Raw genomic sequence first — 17,357 nt, 5'->3', positions numbered from 1 at the left:
GAACTCAATGTTGTGCCAAGGGCACAACCTACATGCAATCGCAGAATTTCCTTAACTTAATGGCAGCCTAGCCCTCTCCCATCTAGGGAGATGGGATTTATCGTAGATTTACGTTTTTATGTGCAGGATTTGGAAATAAAATGTGTAGAGAAAATCAACTTGGGAAGTGGAGCTTAAAGTCCTCTCTCCCTTAGGGAGAGAGTTAGAGAGAGGGTTCAAATCAACCTACTCATATTTATCAAACATCAATATTTTCAGCTTCCAATGCATTGGATTCAATAAAGTCACGTCGTGGCTCTACCTGATCTCCCATTAAGCAAGTAAATATTTCATCCGCCGCTACTGCATCTTCGATACTTACTTGCAGCATACGCCGTACTTCCGGATCCATTGTGGTTTCCCACAATTGCTCAGGGTTCATTTCACCCAATCCTTTATATCGCTGTATAGTTTGACCGCGCTTGGCTTCCTCCAAAATCCATGCCAGAGCTTGCTCAAAGCTCTCTACAGCCAGGGATTTTTCCCCTCGCTTTATTTCAGCCCCTTCTTCAATCAGGTTTGCCAGTTTAGAACCTAATTGAATGATTTCACGATAATCCTTGGAGAAGAAGAACTCGGCATTAAGAATAATATGAGAATCCATACCGTGCTGAGTAACAGTAACACGAGGTAAATGATGATCACTTTCTGTATTATGAATAACATCGACAGAATAGTGATGAGTTTTCGCGCCAATTTGCTGCAAACTCTGATGCAACTGATTAGCCCAATTATTGATGACTTCATGATTATTAAAATCATCAGCATGCAGGCTAGGCAGATAGGCAATCCGTTTAAGGATATCGGCACTGTAACGTCTAGAATGGCGTTTGATAATTTTTTCAACACGTCTAAATTGCATTACCAGATCTTCTAGCGCCTTGGATGTAATCGCTGGTGCATCTGTGCCTGGAGAAAATGATGCACCTTCAAGGGCACTTTGGGTTAAATAATCATTAAGCGCTTCATCATCTTTTACATATTGTTCCTGTTTGCCGCGTTTAACCTTGTATAGAGGAGGCTGAGCAATATAAATATAACCTCTTTCAATCAATTCTGGTGTTTGCCGATAAAAAAACGTCAAAAGCAGCGTTCTGATATGCGAACCATCGACGTCAGCGTCGGTCATGATGATAATACGGTGATAACGAATTTTGTCGGGATCATATTCATCAGGGCCAATTCCACAGCCTAAGGCAGTAATCAGAGTAGCTACTTCCTGAGAGGAAAGCATTTTATCAAAGCGTGCCTTTTCCACATTGAGAATCTTGCCTTTTAATGGCAGGATTGCCTGGAATTTTCGATCTCTTCCCTGTTTTGCAGAGCCGCCCGCAGAATCTCCCTCAACGATATAAAGTTCGGAATGCGCTGGATCTTTTTCCTGGCAATCAGCCAGCTTTCCAGGAAGGCCGGCAATGTCTAGCGCCCCTTTTCGACGCGTCATTTCACGTGCTCGTCGCGCAGCTTCTCTTGCTCTGGCAGCATCAATGATTTTACCGACAATTGACTTGGCAATTGCGGGATTCTCTAATAAAAAGTCATTTAATTTTTCGGCAACCAGTGATTCAACAGCCGCTTTGACTTCTGAGGAAACCAGCTTGTCTTTAGTCTGTGAAGAAAACTTGGGATCAGGAACTTTTACTGACAATACTGCGGTTAATCCTTCTCGCGCGTCATCACCAGTAGTGGTGATTTTAGCTTTTTTGGCAAAACCTTCATTCTCAATGTAGTTATTCAAGGTTCTGGTTAATGCAGCACGAAATCCTGCTAAATGAGTGCCGCCATCCCGCTGCGGTATATTATTTGTAAAGCAAAAAATAGTTTCCTGAAATGAATCATTCCATTGCATGGCCAATTCGATTTGAATATTGTCTTTTTCTCCAGTCAGAGAAAATACGATTGGCATAATCGGAGTTTTATTGCGATTCAAATGCTCAACGAATGCTTTTATACCCCCCTCATAGCGGAATGTATCCTGTTTTTGTGTTCGTTCATCAAAAAGATGAATACAAACGCCAGAGTTCAAAAAGGACAGCTCTCGCAGACGTTTAGCCAAAATATCATAATGGAATTCAATATTGGAAAATGTATTTGCACTTGGTTTAAACCACACTTGAGTTCCTGTTGAACTCGCTTCACCTGTTGCGGTAAGCGGAGCATCGGGAACGCCATTACGATAATGCTGTTCATGTACTTTACCATGGCGACGTATCAGCAGATGCAGCTCTTCGGATAATGCGTTAACCACCGAAACACCCACGCCATGAAGACCGCCTGACACTTTATAGGAGTTGTCATCGAATTTACCACCGGCATGAAGTACAGTCATAATGACTTCGGCGGCAGATCGTCCTTCCTCTTTGTGGATATCCACGGGAATCCCTCGCCCATCATCTTTTACAGTGATCGACTCGTCTGCATGGATGCGCACATGGATTTCCTTGCAATGGCCAGCCAAGGCTTCGTCAATTGAATTGTCAACTACCTCGAAAACCATGTGATGCAGTCCCGTGCCATCATCGGTATCACCGATGTACATGCCTGGACGTTTTCTGACTGCATCTAATCCCTTCAAAACTTTAATATTCGATGAGTCATAACTAGCATCAACACTCATAAAAGATTCCTCTACATGCCGTTGTCGCAAAAATGAAATTATAGCATTAAATCGTTCTTCTTTACATGCCTGGATTAGAATGTTCCGGATATTATTGATATTTAAGTCTATCTTCTTTGTTTCACGTGAAACATTAGACAAGGTTCTAGCTTAGAATGATTTCTTTACTGTCCAGTTTCTTCCACTGCTCAGACGGAAGATCATCGGGCTTAGCTGTAATAAAAAACTGATTAGGGGAGCCACTAATATATTGCATTATATTATCGAGATGAAAACGGTCCAATTCAGAACTTAGATCATCCATAAGAAGTATGCAGGATTTATCTAACAAATCGATTTGAGCAAATTTTAGTGCCAGTAAAAGAATCTTCTGCTGGCCGCGTGAGAAATAAGATTTTGCCTTGAGGCTGGTATCGTCTGACTGAATGACAATGTCTGCATTATGAACTCCATACTGTGTAAATTGACGATAAAGATCACTGCTATAGCTTGAATCCAGTACTGACTCTAAGGAGCGTCCCTCAGCCTTCTTATCCCAACCTTTGTAATAGGAAACAGATGCATTGATTTGAGATAACTCACTAAGCCTCGTATTGAATTGAAGACGAAGCCTATCGAAATAACGTAAGCGATGCTGATGAATCAATTCAGCCAAATCACTCATTAGCTTATTCCATGGATAAAGCAATTCAGGCTTGGCTGATTGCTTAAGTAAGGCATTACGTTGTTTTAAAGCCTGATGGTAATCCCTCCAAACATTAAAATAGGAATGTTCCACGTGAAACACACCCCAATCAAGAAGCTCACGACGATAAGAAGGTCCAGCATCGATAATTTGGAAAATTGTTTGATAGAAAATCTGACAAGCGAGGAAACTAGCTAATTGACTGGCAGACAAACAGGGCTGGTGGTTAATTCGGGCAGTACTGGTGCCACGGAGAATCTTTTTGATACTAACAGTTTGTTCATCAGAAGTTCTAGCAAAAACGATGGTTTCCCCCTGACCTAATGTAACCAGGCTAGCGGTTTCGCGTGTTCTAAATGAATGGCCAGTTGATAACAGGTGAATGGCTTCGAGCAAGCTCGTTTTACCGCTGCCATTCACACCGCGAATAATATTGATATGAGGATGAAGATTAAAATGTGAAGAATCGAAATTACGTAAGTGATGAATTGATAATTCGGCTAGCTTCATAACTTCATAGGCATAATGATGTATTGATAATATTCGTCAGTCAGTGATTCAACCAAAATACTTCTATCGGTATTGGACATGGATAAACGAACATGACTATCTGAAATGAAATTTAAAACATCAAGTAAGTAACTCGCATTAATCCCGATTTTTAATTCACTGCCATCGACTTGGGCTTCCAATTGCTCACGCGCCTCCTCCTGTTCCTGATTATTAGCAATCAAGGTTATACCGGCGCCGGGTTGAATATGCATCAAAACCGCACGTGACTTTTCATGTGCAAGAATGACTATGCGCGACAAAGCTCGCTTCAAGGGATCTTTTTCTATAAGCACGAATTTATCATTATCCACAGGAATCGCTTTCATGTAGGGAGGGTAACGCGCTTCTATTAATTTTGAAGTAAAGGAATATACAGAGGTGTTCAGTCGAAAATGTGACTTGCCCGCCATTACAGTAACGGTCTCGTCTTCAATCGAATTCAGCAGACGCAGCATTTCCTGAATACCCTTTCTTGGAAGCAAAAATCGCTGGTCACTAATACCTGTATCACACTCATACTTGCAAATCGCCATGCGATGACCATCGGTAGCAACGCTGGTAATTAATGAAGGATCGACATTGAATAATAGACCATTCAGAAAAATCCGCACATCTTGCTGAGACATTGCAAAATGAGTCGATTGAAAAAGATGGATTAAGGCTGTTCGTGCAATAGAAAACTGAAATTCTGATTGTTCCTGATTGCAAGCAGGAAATTGCTCAGCTGGTAAAGTAGCCAGCTTGAACTGGCTGCGACCCGACTTAATCAACAGCGCATTAGTCTGAAGGCTGATAGTAGGCCTGGCATCGTCATCAAGAGAACGGATTATATCAATAAACTTTTTTGCGGGAACGGTCAGTTTGCCGCCCGGAACTTCTGAAGTGCAGTCAAGAGTCGAGGCAATTTCCATTTCAAGATCAGTTGCCGTCAGAGTTAACTGATTATTGTCAACACCTAGTAAAATATTGGACAAAATAGCAAGGCTTTGTCGTTTATCCACAGCCCCGGAAACTACTAATAAACGTGGTAACAAATCACTTTTTGCAACACTAAAACTTAGCACCTTTTTTCCTTAAGAAGACAATATACGCATAAGGTTTTTATAATCCTCTGCAAAACTGCTCTCATCTTGCAAAAGTTCTTTCACTTTTCGGCATGCATGCAGTACGGTCGTATGATCACGACCGCCAAAATGATCACCAATTTCAGGTAAGCTATGATTGGTCAATTCTTTCGCTAATGCCATCGCCATTTGCCGAGGTCGTGCAATAGAGCGGCTTCGACGCTTGGAAAGCAGATCCGCTACTTTTACTTTGTAATACTCAGCGACTGTTTTCTGGATATTCTCAATAGTTACGAGCTTATCCTGCAGGGCTAGCAGATCACGCAAGGCTTCATGAACAAAATCGATGGTAATAGGTTTGCCTGTGAAATGAGCATTAGCGATAACTCGCCGCAAGGCTCCTTCTAACTCCCTGACATTGGAGCGGATTCGCTTGGCAATAAAAAAAGCAACCTCATAGGGAAGCTCAATACTGGATTGCTCTGCTTTGCTCATTAAAATAGCAACCCGTGTCTCTAGCTCCGGAGGTTCAACAGCCACAGTCAATCCCCAGCCAAAACGAGACTTTAAACGCTCTTCCATTCCCTCGATTTCTTTGGGATAGCGATCACTGGTAAGGATAATTTGCTGCTGGCCTTCAAGTAAGGCATTGAATGTATGGAAAAACTCTTCCTGTGAACGGTCTTTACCTGCAAAAAACTGGATATCATCGATAAGCAATGCATTTAAGGAACGATAAAATCGTTTGAACTCGTTAATGGAATTAGTCTGCAAGGCTTTAACCATATCGGCCACAAAGCGTTCGGAATGCAGATAAAGCACCTTGGCTTCAGGATTATTTTTCAGAATCATATTGCCAATAGCATGCATTAAATGCGTTTTACCCAAACCAACGCCGCCATAAATAAACAGCGGATTATAAGCGTCACCCGGACGCTCGGCGACCTGCAATGAAGCCGCTCTTGCCAATTGGTTGGAATTACCTTCAACAAAGCTTCCAAAATGAAACTTTTTATTCAAATAGCTGTTCTTATAATCAGCCGTTTTTTTAGTGGCAGTTTTTACATATACCTGCTTGCTTTCTTCATTGCTGCTGGGGGAAGAAATATTGGAGTCAATCCCTGGCGCTGCCTGAGCTGTTGCGGGGGTAATAACAGGCTCACTACTTCCAATAGCAATAGTCACTGAAGAAACCTGATCGCCAGCCAACTGCATAACCAGTTCACGAATACGAGTAAAAAAATTCTGTTTAATCCATTCAACGATAAATTTGTTAGGGGCTAGTAAAACTAAATGGTTGTCCTGATATTTAGCTTGTAACGGACGTAGCCATGTATTGAATAGCAGCGGCGGATACTCTTCTTCTAAAAGCTTAGCGCATCTCTGCCAAAGTGATACGGACACAGAACACTCCTCATAACAAATTACATTGCAACACTTTGCAATGAATCAACGTAGTACTGCCATTAGATCCATCCTGCTTGTGGCAAGTCACCCAAATGCTCACTGCCATTAAGTTAAGCTCAATTGTATAACAGTCCTCCCCGCGCAGGCGGGGATCCATCTCTGAGCTCGCTATAATGCCAACTGAGAAATGGTTTCCCGCCTGTGCGGGAATCACGACATTTTCTTAACGTAATGGCAATCACCCAAAGGGGGACGACATTTATCAGAAATATAAATACCAACGAAAAAGCTTATAAATAGCTTGCGTTGAATAGTAAAAAAAATATTGGGGAACCAATTATACCTGTAGATAATGAAAAAAACAGGCTTATCCACAAAAATTAAGCAAATTTTATTGAAGCCAAGAGATAGCATTCTAATCGGCTTAATCTAAAATCAGTACTGCCATGTACTTCTTATACCACCTAACAAGTCAATTCAGGTACCCTCGCTCCTCAGTACATATTGAGAACAGCTTAAATATATTCCACACAATAATTCGCCGTTAGAACAAGTCAGTTCTCAAAAAATTTAGCTAATTCGACAAGCGGCTCTCCTTGTAATCGTACTGGAATTGAATCGGGTCGAAAAACACAATTCAGGCTGGTATAAAAATTTACTGCCTGTTCATTCCAGGAAAAGGTGTGCCATTCCAGGCGACAACATTCATTATCCAGCGCAATTTGAGCAAGCCTGGATAAAAGAAGGGTGCCAAGTCGATGATGTCGATGCTCTTCTGAAATAAACAGATCCTCTAGATATAGAGCCCGCGCCCCAACCGAAACGGAATAAGTATAATGATATATGGCCAGACCGGCGACGGCATTGTTTTCCTCAGCCACCAATAGCGAAATATACTGCTTTTCAAAGACATGAGCTACCAGCTTTTCACGAGTCAGACCATTGTTCTGGGGTAGTTTTTCTTCAAAAACAGCTAACTCTTTAAGAAGCGACAAAATGGCATCAATGTCGTTTATCTCAGCATCTCTTATTTTAATACTCATAAATGAACATAAAACAGCGAACTTTGAATGACTGTACGATAATAATAATAGTTTGTATATATGGGGCTATAAAATCTGTGTATAAAGTTGAATGAAATGAGCCTGAAAACTGATGTCACTAATATACCAACAAAGCATTCCTGTGAAGATCAAGGTTTATAAACAAGATAGATCCTTAATTAAACATATGATTTTATTTAATTTTATTAAGTTATCAACAGATCTAGTGTCTCTATATAATAAACACAAAAGATAAACTATATAATTTTTTTATTATTTATAGCCGACCACAAGCAAAACAGGGATTTGACAGAATAATTAAAGTCCACTATCATTGCCCACCTCTAAATCCTAAAGATCCGGTTTATTATGAAAAGAACTTTTCAACCCAGTAATTTGAAACGCAAGCGTGATCACGGTTTTCGTCAACGCATGTCAACTCGAGGTGGTCGTCTGGTATTAAAGCGCCGTCGAGCCAAAGGACGTAAACGTTTATCTGCCTAAGTGTATCGATTCACCAGAGCACGCCGGTTAACCAACAAAAAAGAGTTTAATCGCGTGTTTAGTCAGGCTAACAAGACTGTAACATCGGATTTTGTAATACTTCATTGCAAAAATTCTGAGCAGTCTGCACGGATTGGGTTTGCCCTATCAAAAAAAGCAGTACCGCAAGCCTGCCATCGAAATCGCCTGAAGCGCCTGTTACGCGAAAGTTTCAGGCACAGCAGCCTGCCAGCTGTGGATATTGTAATTTTGGCGCGTCCTGGTGTAATTAATTCAAGCAATGAGTCAATTTGTACAAAACTGGGTTCAGCATGGGAAAAACTAACCAAATTTTACGCCAGTTAGCTGGAATACCAATCAAGCTGTATCAATTGCTCATTCGACCTGTTATGCGCCCATGCTGCCGGTTTTATCCGAGCTGTTCTGACTATGCCCTCTCAGCAATTCAACAATTTGGCATTTGCAAAGGAATATGGTTCGCCATAGGCCGCTTGTTACGCTGCCATCCTTGGGCTGATGGAGGATTTGATCCTGTATTACCGAAAGAAGAGAAACCTTAATGGATACCCGACGAGTCGTGTTATACGCAGCCCTAGCGCTGATAATTTATACCTTATGGACCAATTGGCAAATGGACTATCCTGCACCGCAACCTCTAAGCGCTGCCAATACATCCACATCCAGCGGCAATAAACTGCTGCCCAATATACCGGGAACTGAAAGTAATACTTCCGGTTCAGCAATTAAAGAACAAGGCGTTTCCTCTGCTAATGAGAAAACCGGGCAAGTAATCCATGTAAAAACCGATGTGTTTAACATGATGATTGATACCCGGCAAGGAGATGTCGTCCGTGCTAATTTGCTGAATTACCCAGTCAGTGTTTCCGAGCAGGATAAGCCGATCACCATTCTGAACGAGCAACCCGACCAGCAGTATGTTGCGAACAGCAGCTTGTTTATTCATGACGGCAAACAGATCGATACTCTCGATTTGAATTACACGACCGCCAGTAATAATTATCAGATGGAACCTGGGCAAAACAGTTTAGTAGTCACACTGGAAGGTGAAACCACTAATGGTTTGAAAGTGAAAAAAACATTTACTTTCACTCGGGGTAGTTATCTGATTAACGTTGCCTATGTTATCAGCAATCAGGGGAATGAACCCTGGAAAGGCTATATGAACACGCAGTTGCTGCGCTCAACTCCTGAAGAAGATAAATCCAGCATGTTTCATGTCGGTTCATACACAGGCGCCTCCTATTCTATACCCGGACAGTCGAAATATAAGAAAGTCAGCTTCAAGGATATGGACAAGAATAATTTAAATGCCCAGGCTGATGGCGGCTGGATTGCTATGCAGCAGCATTATTTTTTAAGCTCCTGGATTCCGGCTAAAGAAGCTAAAAATACAATTTACACCCGTGCTTCAGCGGGAGATTACACAATTGGTTCAGTAAGTCCGGCAATACAGGTGAATCCTGGTGAGTCAGAGAATATAGCCGCGGGCTTATACGTTGGCCCCGAAAATACTGAGGTACTCCAGGGAATAGCACCTGGGCTTGAGCTGACAGTGGACTATGGCTGGTTATGGTTTTTATCCTCTATCCTGTTTTCCATAATGAAGGCTATTCATTCGGTGCTAGGCAATTGGGGATGGTCTATTGTACTGGTTACAGTACTAATCAAGCTGGCTTTTTACCGATTGTCAGCAAGCAGTTACAAATCGATGGCTGGTATGCGCAAACTTCAGCCTAAATTACAGGCTTTGCGTGAACGATATGGCGATGATAAAGCCAAATTAAGCCAGGCTACGATGGAGCTTTATCGTGGGGAACAGGTGAATCCTTTAGGAGGTTGCTTACCTATCCTGGTCCAGATTCCTGTCTTTATCGCTCTATACTGGGTATTGCTTGAAAGCGTTGAATTACGCCAGGCTCCCTTTATGTTCTGGATCAAGGACTTGTCAGCGGCTGATCCCTACCATGTGCTGCCCATAATTATGGGAGCTACCATGCTGATTCAGCAAAGACTCAACCCTGCTCCTCCCGATCCGACCCAGGCCAAAGTGATGATGTTTTTACCAGTATTATTTACCGCGCTGTTCTGGAGTTTTCCTGCTGGTCTGGTTTTATACTGGATTGTGAATAATACACTGTCAATTTTGCAGCAATGGTATATCACCCGTAAGTACAGTGATGATAAACCGGTCAATAAAAAAATGGTTACCGTCAAGTAAATGAATAATGACAGCATAGTTGCGATAGCCACTCCTCCTGGTCGCGGAGGAGTGGGTATTGTTCGAGTTTCTGGGCCTCTGGCTTATGAAATTGGACTTAAGCTAAGCGGTCAAAAACAATTAATCCCGCGCCAGGCTATTTACACCAGCTTCTATAATCTAGATCAGGAAATAATCGACCAGGGACTGATTCTTTATTTTAAAAACCCTCATTCTTTTACCGGTGAAGAAGTCGTTGAATTTCAGGGACATGGTTCTCCAGTAATTCTGGATTATCTGGTAAATGAATGCCTTGCCTGCGGTGCAAGACTTGCACGCCCGGGTGAATTTTCCGAACGGGCTTTTTTAAATGATAAAATTGATTTGACTCAGGCGGAAGCAATTGCTGATCTGATTCATGCCAGTACACTAACTGCTGCGAGGATGGCAGTTCGCTCTCTTCAGGGTGAGTTTTCTAAAAAAATTCATGCATTAAACGAGCAGATTATTCATTTAAGGATGTATGTCGAAGCTGCAATTGATTTTCCCGAAGAAGAAGTGGATTTTCTCAGTGACGGAAAAATTTTACAAAAATTGCAATCTATTCTTGCTGAATTACAATCCCTGCGTGCCAATGCCAATCAGGGGGCTCTTTTAAGAGAGGGCCTTTCAATCGTTATAGTTGGCAAGCCCAACGCCGGTAAGTCAACATTAATAAATCATTTAGCTGGACGGGAAGTGGCAATCGTCACTGATATTGCTGGTACCACCCGTGACATCATGCGAGAAGAAGTATTGCTGGATGACTTGCCTGTACATTTTATCGATACTGCCGGTCTTCGTGAAAGTGAAGATATCGTGGAGCAGGAAGGAATAAAGCGCGCCTGGCAGGCAGTTAGACAGGCTGATTGTGTACTAATGATCATGGATATATCCACTGATCATGCAGACTGTACTATTAGTGATGAAGTCAGCGCTAATCTTCCGCAGGCGGTTCCTCTGGTAAAAGTGTTTAATAAAATTGACCTCAATCCTTCCGCTTTACCTGACAAAGATGCAATCTACATTTCAGCGAAATCAGGGCAAGGGATAGAGGCATTAAAAACAAAAATAAAAACTATTGTCGGCTATCAGGCATCTGAAGGCCAATTCATCGCCCGCAGGAGACACTTGCAAGCGCTCGAACAAGCTCATCAATTCCTAATCAAAGGCCTGGATCAATTAGTCAATATCAAAGCAGGTGAACTGCTGGCAGAAGATTTGCGGCTGGCTCATCTGCAGTTATGCGAAATTACCGGTGAGTTCAGTTCCGATGATTTGCTAGGAAAAATATTTTCCAGTTTTTGTATTGGCAAATAAAATACGATTGTTCTTACTTCTCCTAAGCCGGCTAAACTATAGTAATAAAGAGTAATAAGGATGCGTAATGAAAACTCGGCCGGTCTATATTGCAGGGGGTATTCGTACCCCTTTCGTAAAATCAATGGGAAGTTATAGTGACATAAGCACTCAGGATCTTATGATTGCCTCTCTTCAGGCATTGGTAAAAAAATTCAAACTGGAAAATCAACTGGTTGGTGATGTAGCTCTTGGAGCGGTGATTACCAGTCCTTTTAACTGGAATTTATCACGAGAATGTGTGCTCGGAACCAGTTTAAATCCGGCAACACCGGGCTATACCTTGCAACGCGCCTGCGGTACCAGTCTGGAAGCCAGTCTACAGATTGCTCTCAAAATTGCCAACTATCAGATAGAAGATGGAATTGCCGGCGGTGTCGACACCAACAGCGATTTTCCGGTGATGCTTCCGCGCTCATTTAGTTTGAAACTAACGCAGCTTAAACAGGCGAAGGATTTTTCTTCGAAGCTTAAAGCTTTGCTGACGTTCAGGCCTTCTGATTTAAGTCCTCAATATCCGGGGGTTGTCGAACCAAGAACAGGGCTATCAATGGGACAGCACACTGAAAAAATGGTCAAGGAATGGCAGATTAGCAGGGAAGCGCAGGATGAGTTGACCCTGTTAAGTCATCAGCATGGTGCAAAGGCTTATGAGGAAGGATTTTATGATGATTTGGTTTTAGAATATATGGGATTAAAAAAAGACGGTATTTTACGAAGTAATGCGTCTTTGGAAACGTTAGCCAGATTAAAGCCGGTTTTTGATACGACCAGTGGAAAGGGCAGTCTCACTGCCGGAAACAGCACCCCGCTTACGGATGGATCTTCTGCTGTTTACCTGCTTTCTGAAAGCCGCGCCAAAGAGCAGCATCAACCCATACTGGCTCGATTTGTGGATGCTGAGGTTGCTGCGGTCAATTTTGTTGCCGGTGAAGGCTTACTCATGGCGCCTACCATTGCGGTGAGTGAGTTATTGAAACGCAATCGTTTAACGCTTCAGAGCTTTGACTTTTATGAAATACATGAGGCATTCGCCGGGCAAGTTCTTTGTACTTTGAAAGCCTGGGAATCTGCGGAGTATTGCAAACGGGTTTTATCCAGAAACAGTCCAATGGGTTCGATTGATCGCTCACTGTTGAATATTAAGGGGGGCAGCGTTGCTTTAGGCCATCCATTTGCGGCAACAGGAACCCGGATATTAGCCAGTCTTGCCAAGATGCTGCATCAAAAAGGCAGTGGCCGCGGTTTAATTTCAATCTGTACCGCTGGGGGTATGGGGGTTGCGGCAATTCTCGAAGCAAGCTGAGTTAATCCGTAAAATATCAATTGTTTTTCTATCGGCAGATTGAAAAAATAAAATACAGAAAGTCTTGTTTCTTGGCTTTAGCCATGATAAGTTATAAATTCGGCTTACTGCGCATTTTATGGATTGAACTATGGTTGACACGGCATATACAAATTTCCTGAATCAAAAAGAACGATTTTTTGAGAAACAACTGCAAACGACCACTGCAGTGGAAGAGTATATGCGTCATCATCATAAAAACGAAAGCACCGAACTGGAAGACGATGAGTATGAAGATATTCTCAACTTTCGCTCCATTGCTCCCAACAAAACACTGATAGAGCAGGATCTCTATGACATTCTCGGCAGCATGGATAAAAAGCTCGCAAGGCAGCAGGACAATGTTGAAATATGGATATGGGCTTATCTCTGCTGTTTAATGCTCGAGGAGGTCTATAAGGCTAATGCCTACCATCAGTATTATCGCGACCGAGATAAGGATCTGAAAAACAAGGCTGAGCTGTATGCATTACTTCGCCAACAAATCAAAAATCGGATTGAGAAAAACAATGTAGAAACGCTAAAAGCGCGTGAGTCATTTTTGGCACATCTACTCAAAAAGATTAAGGAAGGTTTGCTTGATCTGGCAGAAACGCCTTTTCATTTATCCTTGTTACGTAACAAAATTGCTTACCTGAACGTTTGCCGTCTTTATTGGGCATTTTGTCGCATGACTCTAAGTAGTGGTTTGCGATTGGCTCGTGATACCCATGTACTTGAAAAACTCGATAAACTGGTAGGCCATCATATTGATGCCGAAAAAATAATTCATACTTTTGAATTACCCAACTCAATTTTTCGTGCATTGAGCGTCGGTTTTTTTGCTTCACGTTTTATGCTGGATTCGCTGGCTTTAATTAAACATACTTTCTTCCCCACGGAAGAAGAAAAATCAAGAACCAGAACCGAGAGGTTCATGGATGAACTGTACAAACGTCATTGCAATTTTTTAAATGACATTGTCTGGGCTACCGTAAACGGTATTACCAATTATAACAGCTTTTTCCATATCTCCGCCCCGGCTGCCGGCTGGATCACCGCCGGTTTTCTGGTCTTCGACGTGGCCATGATTATGTGGCGCCGCTTTCTTGCCCATCGGGAATACGATATAAAGCGTAAGCAGTATGTGCAGGAGTTAGCTGACATTGAACATCATTTGCAGAGAAAAGGCGATGTCGATGATAAAGAAAGCCGGCAGTTGAAAGCACGTCATGAAGCGGTCCGTGCCCAGCTTCGTGAGCTGGATTTAAAATGGGAAGCAGCCAATGCCAAATTCTTATTTAATGCCGCAGCGGCCAGTTTGCTGGTGATAGGATTTTCCGCTGCCCTGCTATTCACGCCCCCCGGAATTATCCTGGCGTCCTACGCTTTATGCGCAGTCGCAGTAGGCATGTATTTATCAGCCGATGCGTTTGGCGAGTATCGAGAAAAGACATTAAGATTACAGGAAGCTGTCGAATTAGCCAGGCAGCATCGTGAGGATCCGTTCGATACTCTGCACGACAAGGATTATTGGTCGGATCAATTGATTCTTGATGAACGGGTCAGGAAATTGATTCAGGAACACCAAAACGCCAGACATGACTTTATTTACACCATGATTAAAAATACGGTAATGCCTGCACTGATTATTAGTACCTTAGCCATTTGCTGGCAGGCTGCCCTGGTGATCATTGCTGCTTATGCTGTTTATGAACTGGTGAACGCCTATCAAAGACATCAACAGAAACAGCCCGCTTTGCCTGAGCCAGAAGTCAGTGAAGAGGAAAAACTGCTGAAAGATCTGAGAGAGGCGCCACTTGATGAGCTGCATCTGGAAACTGCTGAGTCCAATACAAGCTGTTGTTTCTAGGCTCTACCCATCACCACTGCCATTAAGTTACGAAAATTATTGTAGGTGGGCTCTTGGCCCACGCAAGGGGTTGAACCACTCCAGAACTCAATGTTGGGCCAAGGGCCCAACCTACATCCTGATAGCAATAATCCTGTGTACCGCTGGTTCTTCATGTTTCCGGATACATTGCCTTCACCGCGGCTATATCTTTATCGCTCAATTTAACTCGCTGACCAATTTCAACATTATCCATCAAAGGAATAATCGTTTTCTCGCCGTTTTTTGAGAAAGCATAAGCGCCATAATGCATAATGGACAGATAATCGTATTCCCCAAAATCCTTGCCATCAGTCAATTGCTGGTCAAAATTATAACGATGGTCTTCATCGATATTTTCCCAGACGATACGAATATAATTAGCGCGATCAGCCCTTGATTGCTCATGCCACAAACCGAGAGCATGACCGATTTCGTGGACCGTGTTCATGGTAGTGCAGCGCGGTGATAAATTGATTTCCTGCTTGCCTCCCATTTTACCTACATAGGATGAACAAGTGGTTCCTGCTGCCGGTATAAAAGCGATATAATCTTTATATTCCGCACGGTTTTTTGAAGTGAGCTCAACAAACTCAAGGGCCGTATATTGCTGCCAGTGCGCAATGGCTTGTAGAACCGCTAATTTGTTCATCAAGGGCAAATCTTCTGACATTTCAAAAGGTATCACGCCATGTGCCCAGCGATTGCCGCCAATTTTGGGACGAAACACTGCACCTGCTTTATCCAAATCACGGGTTTTGGCAAGTAAAATATCTCCTTCCGCCACGGCGAATTCATTGATTTTTTCATAGACAATGGTGCGACTGCCAAGCACCGGATCGCTAACAATCATGTGGCCAAGACTCGCAGCATTAGCGATGGAAATAATAAAAAGCAAACTGGAAATCCCTATTTTTTTTGTGATGGTCATCATTAAAGTCCTTATTAATAAAACGACACGGGATCTACTATTGCAGAAATTGAAAAAAATTTAAATAAATAGAGTCAATAAATTTTTATCTTTATTACAATAAATCATGGCCAGTTAACATAGTCTTTAAAATCCAAATCCGGTCGTAGAATGATCGGGCTTTGTGTATACACTTTTCCTTCCAGCATTCGTTGAATCTGCCTCTCGGAGGGGCTATCCATTTGAATTTTCCACAAGTATTTGCTCAGTCGTACTGCATAAGGATCAGGCGGAGTAATTTCCAGGCCATTTTTGATAATTTCATTACCCACTACAATCGTTTCAATCTGACGCGCCTGGGCAGTGCAGTGTTCCAGACTACACCAGCCGTGCTGGTAATAATGATCACAGCATATAGCGCGGCGCTCACAGCGTCCGCGCTCCAGATATTTTTTATAATAGTCATTCCAGGCGATATCGATTAACTGCCGGTGTTTAAATCCCAGTCGCATGGCATTGACCATCACATGCTCAAGATGCTGGTAATCAATCACGGAACCTGTGATTAAGATATCCACGTCCTGAGTCGGCCAGGATTCAAGTACTGCTCCGCAGAGCCAGTAGTTGTAGTGATCGACACCCTCAATCGCAAAAAATTCATCTCGCCAGGCATTTAAAAATTCAGGATCAGGGGGATACCAGGGAGTATTGGTTTCTAACTCGCCACGAATATAACTAAATGATTGTGCTTTCATACTTAACTAAATAATTTATAATTGCCGGCCAGTTGCCCGCAACCGAGTTTATCCTTACTCATCGGCCCAAAGGTATAGACTTTTTTAAGGCCAAAGGATTGAACGCCGCCAGCCAGTGTTTCCAAAGTCTGTTGTTTAACCGCAATCAGCTGATTCTGCTCAGCGAATTCAGTGGGATTAAGACAGGAAATTTTAAGTTCAATATTACGTCCCAGAATACTGATGACTTTTTCTACCGTCCGTTTTAAATCTTCAAGCGAATTATTATAATTTTCCATCACAATATAATTGATCTTGATTGCGGTATCTGGACGTTTATCCATAAACAGTTGAACATGCTGTAGAACGTCATGCAGATTATATTTGCTGCACTTACTATAAAGGTATTTTATTTTATCTTCATTCCAATGCGGGATTCCGACTTGTAGAGAGCGAAGCGGCAGTTCGGAGTCCGCCCAGCGTAATAATGCGCTCGGTAAGGCTCCCATCGTCGACATTTTGAATTGTAAATCGGGGTTTTGCTCCAGAAGTCTTGCGGAGGCTTCAATCAGTACATTGGTCATTAAGGTGGGTTCGCCAATCCCTGAATAAAATACATCTTCGCGAATTCTGTAATCAGGAAAATCCCTGCGGTAAATGGCAATCAAGGTATTAACCTGTTCCACAATTTCCGCGACCGTCAATGCTTTGATCGGTGATAAGGTTCCTGAGGCACAAAATAAACAGCCTACTGAACAGCCAAAAGAAGTTGAGGGCTCAAAAGCGATATTAAAAGGTTTTCCCTTATCCAGATGGAGATAATAAGAGGCCTCAATAAGCCGGCCAAAACGCTTTGTTTTTAGCACAAAACGTTTGGCAATTTGGGTATTCCAGGCTGACCCTGCAAAAAAATATTCATCATTAATGGTTTCAATGACTTCATAAGCACTATTGGTCCATGTCATAGCCTC

The 17,357-nt window shown here is 42.5% G+C and carries 15 protein-coding genes; 7 read left to right on the top strand and 8 right to left on the bottom strand.

Going from position 1 to position 17,357, the window contains the following annotated elements:
• Window positions 1–238: 238 nt before the first annotated feature.
• The 5 genes from gyrB to LXA66_RS15060 form a co-directional block, all read right to left on the bottom strand.
• Entirely contained in the window at window positions 239–2,656 is a 2,418-nt protein-coding gene (gyrB, locus tag LXA66_RS15080; protein ID WP_112218796.1) for a DNA topoisomerase (ATP-hydrolyzing) subunit B, read from the bottom strand.
• Between the two features lie 145 nt (window positions 2,657–2,801).
• A complete protein-coding gene (locus tag LXA66_RS15075) occupies window positions 2,802–3,851 on the bottom strand; it encodes a DNA replication/repair protein RecF (RefSeq protein ID WP_233013800.1) in 1,050 nt (349 codons plus the stop codon).
• Window positions 3,848–4,957, bottom strand: a complete 1,110-nt coding sequence (gene dnaN, locus LXA66_RS15070; RefSeq protein WP_133139455.1) for a DNA polymerase III subunit beta — start codon at window positions 4,955–4,957, stop codon at window positions 3,848–3,850. The genes LXA66_RS15075 and dnaN overlap by 4 nt, the downstream gene beginning before the upstream one ends.
• 9 nt (window positions 4,958–4,966) lie before the next feature.
• Complete coding sequence (dnaA, locus tag LXA66_RS15065; protein WP_233013799.1) at window positions 4,967–6,361, bottom strand: chromosomal replication initiator protein DnaA; 1,395 nt, start codon at window positions 6,359–6,361, stop codon at window positions 4,967–4,969.
• Between the two features lie 557 nt (window positions 6,362–6,918).
• Window positions 6,919–7,407: a GNAT family N-acetyltransferase gene (locus LXA66_RS15060; RefSeq protein ID WP_233013798.1), complete on the bottom strand. Its 489-nt coding sequence runs from the start codon at window positions 7,405–7,407 to the stop codon at window positions 6,919–6,921.
• Window positions 7,408–7,776: 369 nt separating this feature from the next.
• Here LXA66_RS15060 and rpmH point away from each other — a divergent pair, with 369 nt between their 5' ends.
• From rpmH to LXA66_RS15025, 7 genes are all read left to right on the top strand, one after another.
• Window positions 7,777–7,911: a 50S ribosomal protein L34 gene (rpmH, locus tag LXA66_RS15055; protein WP_028372496.1), complete on the top strand. Its 135-nt coding sequence runs from the start codon at window positions 7,777–7,779 to the stop codon at window positions 7,909–7,911.
• Window positions 7,912–8,256, top strand: coding sequence for a ribonuclease P protein component (rnpA, locus tag LXA66_RS15050; protein ID WP_233013797.1), 345 nt, complete (start codon window positions 7,912–7,914; stop codon window positions 8,254–8,256).
• On the top strand, window positions 8,223–8,471 hold the full coding sequence (gene yidD, locus LXA66_RS15045) for a membrane protein insertion efficiency factor YidD (RefSeq protein WP_112218790.1): 249 nt from the start codon (window positions 8,223–8,225) through the stop codon (window positions 8,469–8,471). The genes rnpA and yidD overlap by 34 nt, the downstream gene beginning before the upstream one ends.
• A complete protein-coding gene (gene yidC / locus LXA66_RS15040; protein WP_233013796.1) occupies window positions 8,471–10,150 on the top strand; it encodes a membrane protein insertase YidC in 1,680 nt (559 codons plus the stop codon). The genes yidD and yidC overlap by 1 nt, the downstream gene beginning before the upstream one ends.
• Window positions 10,151–11,488 carry a tRNA uridine-5-carboxymethylaminomethyl(34) synthesis GTPase MnmE gene (gene mnmE / locus LXA66_RS15035; protein WP_233013795.1) on the top strand — a complete coding sequence of 446 codons (1,338 nt, stop codon included), beginning with the start codon at window positions 10,151–10,153 and terminating at the stop codon, window positions 11,486–11,488.
• Window positions 11,489–11,555: 67 nt separating this feature from the next.
• Window positions 11,556–12,833, top strand: a complete 1,278-nt coding sequence (locus LXA66_RS15030; protein WP_233013794.1) for an acetyl-CoA C-acetyltransferase — start codon at window positions 11,556–11,558, stop codon at window positions 12,831–12,833.
• A gap of 130 nt (window positions 12,834–12,963) precedes the next feature.
• A complete protein-coding gene (locus LXA66_RS15025) occupies window positions 12,964–14,724 on the top strand; it encodes a hypothetical protein (protein ID WP_233013793.1) in 1,761 nt (586 codons plus the stop codon).
• A 151-nt stretch (window positions 14,725–14,875) separates the two neighbouring features.
• Here LXA66_RS15025 and legP read toward each other — a convergent pair whose 3' ends face one another.
• From legP to LXA66_RS15010, 3 genes are all read right to left on the bottom strand, one after another.
• Entirely contained in the window at window positions 14,876–15,676 is an 801-nt protein-coding gene (gene legP / locus LXA66_RS15020) for a Dot/Icm T4SS effector Zinc-dependent metalloprotease LegP (protein WP_233013792.1), read from the bottom strand.
• A 101-nt stretch (window positions 15,677–15,777) separates the two neighbouring features.
• Window positions 15,778–16,407 carry a hypothetical protein gene (locus LXA66_RS15015; protein ID WP_133139448.1) on the bottom strand — a complete coding sequence of 210 codons (630 nt, stop codon included), beginning with the start codon at window positions 16,405–16,407 and terminating at the stop codon, window positions 15,778–15,780.
• A gap of 2 nt (window positions 16,408–16,409) precedes the next feature.
• On the bottom strand, window positions 16,410–17,351 hold the full coding sequence (locus LXA66_RS15010; protein WP_233013791.1) for a radical SAM protein: 942 nt from the start codon (window positions 17,349–17,351) through the stop codon (window positions 16,410–16,412).
• Between the last annotated feature and the right edge of the window lie 6 nt (window positions 17,352–17,357).

This window comes from Legionella sp. 16cNR16C (genome assembly GCF_021297775.1).
In the GTDB taxonomy this organism is placed as follows: domain Bacteria; phylum Pseudomonadota; class Gammaproteobacteria; order Legionellales; family Legionellaceae; genus Legionella_C; species Legionella_C quinlivanii_A.
The sequence above is the reverse complement of the archived record's forward strand: the minus strand, read 5'-3'. Positions and strand labels throughout refer to the sequence as shown.

Excerpts from the sequence above, each read along its gene's own strand:
- gyrB (WP_112218796.1), bottom strand. The coding sequence starts at position 2,656 with ATGAGTGTTGATGCTAGTTATGACTCATCGAATATTAAAGTTTTGAAG.
- LXA66_RS15075 (WP_233013800.1), bottom strand. The coding sequence starts at position 3,851 with ATGAAGCTAGCCGAATTATCAATTCATCACTTACGTAATTTCGATTCT.
- LXA66_RS15060 (WP_233013798.1), bottom strand. The coding sequence starts at position 7,407 with ATGAGTATTAAAATAAGAGATGCTGAGATAAACGACATTGATGCCATT.
- rpmH (WP_028372496.1), top strand. The coding sequence starts at position 7,777 with ATGAAAAGAACTTTTCAACCCAGTAATTTGAAACGCAAGCGTGATCAC.
- yidD (WP_112218790.1), top strand. The coding sequence starts at position 8,223 with ATGGGAAAAACTAACCAAATTTTACGCCAGTTAGCTGGAATACCAATC.
- yidC (WP_233013796.1), top strand. The coding sequence starts at position 8,471 with ATGGATACCCGACGAGTCGTGTTATACGCAGCCCTAGCGCTGATAATT.
- mnmE (WP_233013795.1), top strand. The coding sequence starts at position 10,151 with ATGAATAATGACAGCATAGTTGCGATAGCCACTCCTCCTGGTCGCGGA.
- LXA66_RS15030 (WP_233013794.1), top strand. The coding sequence starts at position 11,556 with ATGAAAACTCGGCCGGTCTATATTGCAGGGGGTATTCGTACCCCTTTC.
- LXA66_RS15025 (WP_233013793.1), top strand. The coding sequence starts at position 12,964 with ATGGTTGACACGGCATATACAAATTTCCTGAATCAAAAAGAACGATTT.
- legP (WP_233013792.1), bottom strand. The coding sequence starts at position 15,676 with ATGATGACCATCACAAAAAAAATAGGGATTTCCAGTTTGCTTTTTATT.
- LXA66_RS15015 (WP_133139448.1), bottom strand. The coding sequence starts at position 16,407 with ATGAAAGCACAATCATTTAGTTATATTCGTGGCGAGTTAGAAACCAAT.
- LXA66_RS15010 (WP_233013791.1), bottom strand. The coding sequence starts at position 17,351 with ATGACATGGACCAATAGTGCTTATGAAGTCATTGAAACCATTAATGAT.